The 7244-nt window shown below is 64.8% G+C and carries 6 protein-coding genes; 1 reads left to right on the plus strand and 5 read right to left on the minus strand.

The genetic code is table 11. The features are described from left to right. Nucleotides 1-210: 210 nt before the first annotated feature. From paaK to paaN, 5 genes are all read right to left on the minus strand, one after another. A complete protein-coding gene (gene paaK, locus CFB50_RS02575) occupies nt 211-1509 on the minus strand; it encodes a phenylacetate--CoA ligase PaaK (protein ID WP_069247036.1) in 1299 nt (432 codons plus the stop codon). A 38-nt stretch (nt 1510-1547) separates the two neighbouring features. Then, nucleotides 1548-2000 carry a hydroxyphenylacetyl-CoA thioesterase PaaI gene (paaI, locus tag CFB50_RS02580; protein WP_071335534.1) on the minus strand — a complete coding sequence of 151 codons (453 nt, stop codon included), beginning with the start codon at nt 1998-2000 and terminating at the stop codon, nt 1548-1550. 1 nt (nt 2001) lies between these two features. Next, entirely contained in the window at nt 2002-2793 is a 792-nt protein-coding gene (gene paaG / locus CFB50_RS02585) for a 2-(1,2-epoxy-1,2-dihydrophenyl)acetyl-CoA isomerase PaaG (RefSeq protein ID WP_069247038.1), read from the minus strand. Between the two features lie 45 nt (nt 2794-2838). Continuing rightward, complete coding sequence (gene pcaF / locus CFB50_RS02590; RefSeq protein ID WP_089444883.1) at nt 2839-4041, minus strand: 3-oxoadipyl-CoA thiolase; 1203 nt, start codon at nt 4039-4041, stop codon at nt 2839-2841. 87 nt (nt 4042-4128) lie between these two features. Further along, nucleotides 4129-5835, minus strand: a complete 1707-nt coding sequence (paaN, locus tag CFB50_RS02595) for a phenylacetic acid degradation protein PaaN (RefSeq protein WP_089444884.1) — start codon at nt 5833-5835, stop codon at nt 4129-4131. Nucleotides 5836-5964: 129 nt separating this feature from the next. Between paaN and CFB50_RS02600 the strand changes: the two genes are divergently transcribed. Then, complete coding sequence (locus CFB50_RS02600) at nt 5965-6741, plus strand: enoyl-CoA hydratase (protein ID WP_069247041.1); 777 nt, start codon at nt 5965-5967, stop codon at nt 6739-6741. The last annotated feature ends 503 nt before the right edge of the window (nt 6742-7244 follow it).

The raw sequence follows: 7244 nt of genomic DNA on the forward strand, positions 1-7244 counted from the left end.
GCGGCATTCGTGGAAGCGGCGATGTGCGTGGGGCACGTCGCTCTGATCGTGAGGGCGCACGTGCGGTGTCAGCTTTCGTGATGCGCTTGTCGCGTCGGCGGGTGCCTAAAGGCGTCCCGACATGAAACAGCCCGATCGGCATTGGCCGATCGGGCTGTTTCATTTGCAGCCACGGATTCGTCGCGCGTAATTGACGCGCAGCGATTTTCGTCAGCCCTTGCGCTTGTCGACGACGCGTCGCGCCTTGCCGACCGACCGCTCGATCCCGTTCACGGGCAGCACGTTGATCACGGCCGTCACGCCGATCAGCGACTTGATGTCGTAGGCGAGCGCCTGTTTTGCCGCATGGATCGCCGCCGTATCGGGCGCGGTCTCGGGGCAAGGTTCGACGTTGAGCGTCATCACGTCGAGCGGACCTTCCTTCGTCAGCACGATCTGATAGTGCGGGGCGAGCGCGCGCTGCTTGAGCAACTGCTCCTCGATTTGCGTCGGGAACACGTTGACGCCGCGCACGATCATCATGTCGTCCGAGCGCCCGGTGATCTTCTCCATCCGGCGCATCGTTCGGGCAGTACCGGGCAACAGCCGCGTGAGGTCGCGGGTCCGGTAGCGGACGATCGGCAGCGCCTCCTTCGTCAGCGACGTGAATACGAGCTCGCCGAGTTCGCCGTCCGGAAGCACTTCGCCGGTTTCGGGATCGATGATTTCCGGGTAGAAGTGGTCTTCCCAGATGGTCGGACCGTCCTTGGTCTCGACGCATTCGGACGCGACGCCGGGGCCCATTACTTCGGACAGCCCGTAAATGTCGACCGCATCGATGCCCATCCGCTGCTCGATCGCGACGCGCATGTCGTTGGTCCAGGGTTCCGCGCCGAAGATGCCGATGCGCAGCGAACTCTGCACGGGATCGAGACCCTGCCGCTCGATTTCGTCGGCGATCGACAGCATGTAGCTCGGCGTCACCATGATGATGTCGGGCCGGAAATCCTGAATCAGCTGCACCTGCTTCTCGGTCTGGCCGCCACCGAACGGAATCACGGTCAGCCCCGCGCGTTCGGCGCCGTAGTGCGCGCCGAGCCCGCCCGTGAACAGGCCGTAGCCATAGCTGACGTGCACCTTGTCGCCGCGGCGCGCACCGGCGGCGCGGATCGAGCGCGCGACGAGATTCGCCCATGTGTCGATGTCACCGGCCGTATAGCCGACGACCGTCGGCTTGCCGGTCGTGCCTGACGACGCATGAATGCGCGAGATCTGGTCCTGCGGCACCGCGAACATCCCGAACGGGTAACTGTCGCGCAGGTCGCTCTTCGTCGTGAACGGGAAGCGCGACAGGTCGGCGAGCGTCTTCAGGTCGTCCGGATGGACGCCCGCGTCGTCGAACTTGCGACGATAGACGGGGGAGTGGTCATACGCATGCCGGAGCGACCACTTGAGGCGCTCGAGCTGCAGCGCGGTCAGCTCGTCGCGTGAGGCGGTCTCGATCGGCTCGAGCGGTAGCGGGGTAGTCATGCATGTCTCCAGTGTTTGTTATGTGCGAGCCGTCGACGTCAGCGGTCTTCCGGGATGACCGTGCCCTTGATCTGCGCGGATTTGCCGCGAAACATCGCGACGGTTTCGCCGGTCTGGTTCGTGACGCGGATGTCGTAGATGCCTTGGCGGCCGGCGCGCGCCTGCTCGATCGCCTCGGCCGTCAGTACGTCATCGCCGTGCACGGGGCGCAGGAATTCGATCGAGCAGCCGGCCGCGACGGTATTCACGTTGTATGAGTTGCACGCGAACGCGAACGTCGAATCGGCCAGCGTGAAGATGATTCCGCCATGGCAGGTCTGATGCCCGTTCAGGAATTCGGGCCGCACGCGCATCTGCAGGCGCGCGTAGCCGGCGCGGACTTCGGCGATTTCCATCCCGAACGCGCGGCTGCATGCGTCGGCGTCGTACATGGCTCGCGCGGTGGCGCGGGCGAGTGCATCGGGGTCGAGCGTGGCAGTGGCGTTTGTCATGTCAACGCCCCTCGAAGCGCGGCGCGCGCTTCTCGATGAATGCCTTCACGCCTTCTGCGTAGTCGTGCGACTGGCCGAGCGTGCGCTGCAGGTCGCGTTCCATGTCGAGTTGCTGGTCGAGCGTGTTCGTGACGCTGGCACGCATCGACTGCTTGATCGATGCGATCGCGAGCGTCGGCTGCTGTGCGAGCTGGGTGGCAAGCTGGCGGGCTGATGCAGCGAGCGTGTCGTCGTCGACGGCACGCCAGATCAAGCCCCATTGCTCGGCCTGTTCGGCCCCGAGCTTGTCGCCGGTCAGCGCGAGCCCCAGCGCGCGTGCCATGCCGACGCGTTGCGGCAGGAACCACGTACCACCCGAATCGGGTACGAGACCGATCTTGACGAAGGCCTGGATGAAACTGCTCGAACGGGCGGCGAATACGAGATCGCAGGCGAGCGCGAGATTCGCGCCGGCGCCGGCCGCCGTGCCGTTGACGGCGGCGATCACCGGAATCGGCAGACGCTGCAGGCGGCGGATCAGTGGATTGAAGTGCTCGTCGATCAGCGTGCCGAGATCGGTGGACGCGCCCGGCGTGAAGTCGAGATCGGCCAGGTCCTGGCCCGCGCAGAAGCCGCGCCCCGCACCTGTCAGGATCAGCGCGCGCGCGCCGGCCGCCTCGACATCATCGAGTGCCGACTGCAGCTCGCGATGCATCGCCCGCGTAAAGCTGTTCAGCTTGTCGGGGCGGTTGAGGGTAATCGTGGCTACGTTCGAGGCCTGATCGATTTCCAGCTGAATCGCCTGATAGGACATGCAGTGTCTCCTTCATGACTTCGTTATAGGCGCGCGGTGCGTCGGTTACACGCGTTCGATCGCGAGTGCGATGCCCTGGCCGACGCCGATGCACATCGTACAGAGCGCGAAACGGCCGCCCGTACGCTCGAGTTGGTGGAGCGCCGTGGTCACGAGCCGGGCGCCCGATGCGCCGAGCGGATGTCCCAGTGCGATCGCACCGCCGTTCGGGTTCACGCGTGGATCGTCGTCGGCGACGCCGAGCATGCGCAGCACCGCGAGACCTTGGGACGCGAACGCCTCGTTCAGCTCGATTACGTCGAACTGGTCGAGGGTCATGCCGAGCTGGCCCAGCAATTTTTGCGTGGCCGGCGCGGGTCCGATGCCCATCACGCGCGGCGCGACGCCGGCTGTCGCCATGCCGATGACGCGTGCGCGGCGGCGCAGGCCGTACTGGTCGGCTGCCTGCGCATTGGCGAGCAGTAGCGCGCACGCACCGTCGTTGACGCCCGATGCGTTGCCGGCCGTCACCGAGCCGTCCGGGCGCACGACGCCCTTCAGCTTCGCGAGCGCTTCGAGCGATGTCTCGCGCGGATGCTCGTCGCGTGAGACGACCACCGGATCGCCTTTCTTCTGCGGAATCGTGACAGCAACGATTTCGTCGGCGAGCGTACCGTCCTGCTGCGCACGCGCGGCTTTTTGCTGGCTGCGCAGCGCGAACAGATCCTGGTCGGCGCGGCTGACGTTGTAGTCGACCGCGACGTTTTCGGCCGTCTCGGGCATTGAATCGACGCCATACAGCTGTTTCATCAGCGGATTGATGAAGCGCCAGCCGATCGTCGTGTCGAAAATGTCGGCCTGGCGTGCGAACGCGCTCGTGGCCTTGCCCATCACGAACGGCGCACGCGTCATGCTCTCGACGCCGCCTGCGATCATCAGGCGCGCCTCGCCCGCCTTGATCGCGCGCGCGGCTGTGCCGACCGCGTCCATTCCGGAGCCGCACAGCCGGTTCAGCGTCGTGCCGGGCACGTCGGTCGGCAGGCCCGCGAGCAGCGCCGACATGCGCGCGACGTTGCGGTTGTCCTCGCCGGCCTGGTTCGCGCAGCCGTAGATCACGTCGTCGATCGCCGTCCAGTCGACGTCACGGTTGCGCTCGACGAGCGCCTTGAGCGGCACCGCACCGAGGTCGTCGGCACGGACATCTTTCAGGGCGCCGCCGTAGCGGCCGATGGGAGTGCGAATCGCGTCGCAGATATAGGCGTCTGTCATGGGCGTATCGATGAGCAACGAAATCGCCGGGTGGCGACTTCGTTCATGGTAGGGAACGTGGCGGCGTTTGCACGTCGGCCATTCGGGTTATGCCGGTTGGCCGGCTTCCACGGGTGCTGCTTTCGGCGCAACATGGACACGGCTTTGCACCACGCGGAACCGGTTGGCGACGAACGCCGGGTCGGCCAACGCCGCGTTGGCTGCCGGATTCGCGCCCGTGCCGTGGAAATCCGAGAACGCTGCCGACTGGTTCACGAACACACCGCCCGTCAGGTTGATCGACAGCGCGACGCCACCGCGCACCGCCGCATCGTGGGCGGCGTCGACGATCGCGTCGTCGGTGCTGTAGACGGAGAGGGTCAGCGCGCCATGTTCCGCCGCGATTTCCCCGGCGAGGTCGAGCGACTGCGCGGTCGAGTCGGTCGCGATCACGAACGAGATCGGGCCGAACCATTCCTGCGTGAATTTCTCGCGATCGGCCACGTCGAGTTGCAGCACGAGCGGCGTGCGCACTCGGGCATCAGGGAACGCAGGGTGCTGGAGGGTCAGGCTGTCGGCGAGCACGCGGCCGAGCTGGCGGGCATCGTCGATGCGTGCGGTCACGCCGTCGTTCTGGATTGCGCCGATCAGTTCGACCGAGCGTGCCGGGTCGCCGGTGAGTTTTTGCACGGCAATGGCGATGGCCTGTGCGACCTCGTCGAAGCTCGCATGGCCGTCCGCCGTCCGGATGCCGTCGCGCGGCACGTAGATGTTCTGCGGTGCCGTGCACATCTGGCCGGAGTACAGCGCCAGCGAAAACGCGATGTTCTTGGCGGTGGCCTTCAGGTCGTCGGTCGAGTCGATCACGATCTGGTTGACGCCAGCCTTCTCTGTATAGACCTGTGCCTGGTGGGCATGGCGTTCGAGCCACGTGCCGTTTTGCGTGCTGCCGGTGAAGTCGATCAGCTTGATCTCGGGGCGCAGCGCGAGATCCTGGACGAGTGCGCCGTCGTTGGGTTCGGTCGCGAGGAGCGTGACGACGTTCGGATCGAAACCGGCTTCGCGCAGCACGTCGCGAGCGATCCGGACGGTGATGGCGAGCGGCAGGATCGCGCCCGGATGCGGCTTGACGATCACGGTGTTGCCGGTTGCGAGATCGGCGAACAGGCCGGGATAGCCGTTCCAGGTCGGGAAGGTGCAGCAGCCGAGCACGAGCCCGGTGCCGCGCGGGACGATCGTGTAGCGCTTGTGCATCGCGAGCGGCGGGTTCTTGCCTTGCGGCTTTTCCCAGTGCGCGTCGGCCGGGATGCGGCGCAGTTCGTCCCATGCATAGGCGACTGCCTCGAGCGCACGATCTTGGGCGTGCGGGCCGCCGGCCTGGAACGCCATCATGAACGCCTGCCCCGTGGTGTGCATCACGCTGTAGGCGATTTCGAAGCTAGCGCGATTCAGGCGCGCGAGGATTTCGAGGCTGACGCCGATCCAGGCGCTCGGGCCGGCTTCGCGCCACGAGCGTTGTGCTGCGGCAGCGGCAGCGATCAGTTCGTCGGGCGTCGACTTCGGATAGCGGATGCCCAGTGCAATACCGTACGGCGACCGCTCTGCGCCGACCGTTTCTCCGGACGCCGGCTGGTCGAGCGCGAACGTCTTGTCGAGGTGCGACTTGAATGTGGCTTCGCCATCTGCGTTCGCGCTTTCCCCGTACACTTTGGGGCTCGGCATTTCGGCGAACGGGCTCCAGTACCCGCGGCTCTCGATGGCGGCGAGTGCGTGTTTCAGCGTGTCTTCGTGCTTCGTGAACAGTGCATGGGTCATGGCGGCAGCCTGATTGACGTTGAGAGGGGTTGGATCGATTAATTAACCGACCGGTTGGTCGGAGAATGGTAGCATCAAACTATTCGCATGTGCGAGGCGTTTCTCATTTCATTGATCGAGGAGAAATAGATGGCTTACGAGAACATCCTGGTGGAGACCCGGGGGCGTGTCGGGCTGGTTACGCTGAACCGTCCGAAGGCGCTGAATGCGCTGAACGATGCGCTGATGGATGAACTGGGCGCCGCGCTGAAAGCGTTCGATGCGGACGATGGCATTGGTGCGATCGTCGTGACCGGGAGCGAGAAGGCATTCGCGGCCGGCGCGGACATCGGCATGATGGCGACCTACTCCTATATGGATGTCTATCGGGGCGACTACATCACGCGCAACTGGGAGACGGTCCGCGAGATCCGCAAGCCGATCATTGCCGCGGTTTCGGGCTTTGCGTTGGGCGGTGGCTGCGAGCTGGCCATGATGTGCGACATCATCTTCGCGGCGGACACAGCCAAGTTCGGGCAGCCGGAAATCAAGCTGGGCGTCATGCCGGGGGCGGGCGGCACGCAGCGCTTGCCGCGCGCGGTGTCGAAGGCGAAGGCGATGGATATGTGCCTGACGGCTCGCTTCATGGATGCTGCCGAAGCGGAGCGCGCGGGGCTCGTGTCGCGCGTGCTGCCGGCCGACACGCTGCTCGACGAGGCGCTTGCCGCCGCGGCGACGATCGCCGAGTTTTCGCTGCCGGCGGTCATGATGGTCAAGGAGTCGGTGAACCGCGCGTACGAGACGACGCTGGCCGAAGGCGTCCACTTCGAGCGTCGGCTATTCCATTCGCTGTTCGCGACCGAAGACCAGAAGGAGGGGATGGCGGCATTCGTCGAAAAACGGAAGCCGGTATTCAAGCACCGCTGATTGGGCTGCCCGGGTAGCTGGGCAGCGACTGGTCGGTATCGGCTGTTGGCGTGATTGCCCATCCGGTCGTACCCGAGCCCCCGTGCGCGTCAGCGCACGGGGGCTTTTCAAAATATTTTCACAAAGGGCTTGCGTGGATGGGGGCGGGTGCTTAGAATCACGCCTCTTTCGCGCTAACGGAAACACGGCGCGGGAGAAGGGAGGCAGGGTTGGCGATGCGCAGCAGTCTGTAGCGCGCAGCTGGCCTGGAAGTTGAGCCCCGCAGTCGCAACGATGGTGTTAAAAAGTTGTTGACGAGCTGCGAAACACGGTTCATAATCTCGCTTCTCTGCTGCTGAAAACGCAGCGCTGCTGAGAAACACGAAGTTCCTCGCAGAATGCTCTTTAAAAATTAACAGCCGATAAGTGTGGGCGCTTGATGAAAGCGAGCTGATCCTCGGATCAGATAGCGAAAGTATCAAGAGTCTCACACTAAAGTAAGTCAGGTTTATGAAGTGATTCAT

Origin of the sequence: Burkholderia sp. AU33423 (assembly GCF_002223135.1) — a bacterium.
GTDB lineage: Bacteria > Pseudomonadota > Gammaproteobacteria > Burkholderiales > Burkholderiaceae > Burkholderia > Burkholderia lata_D.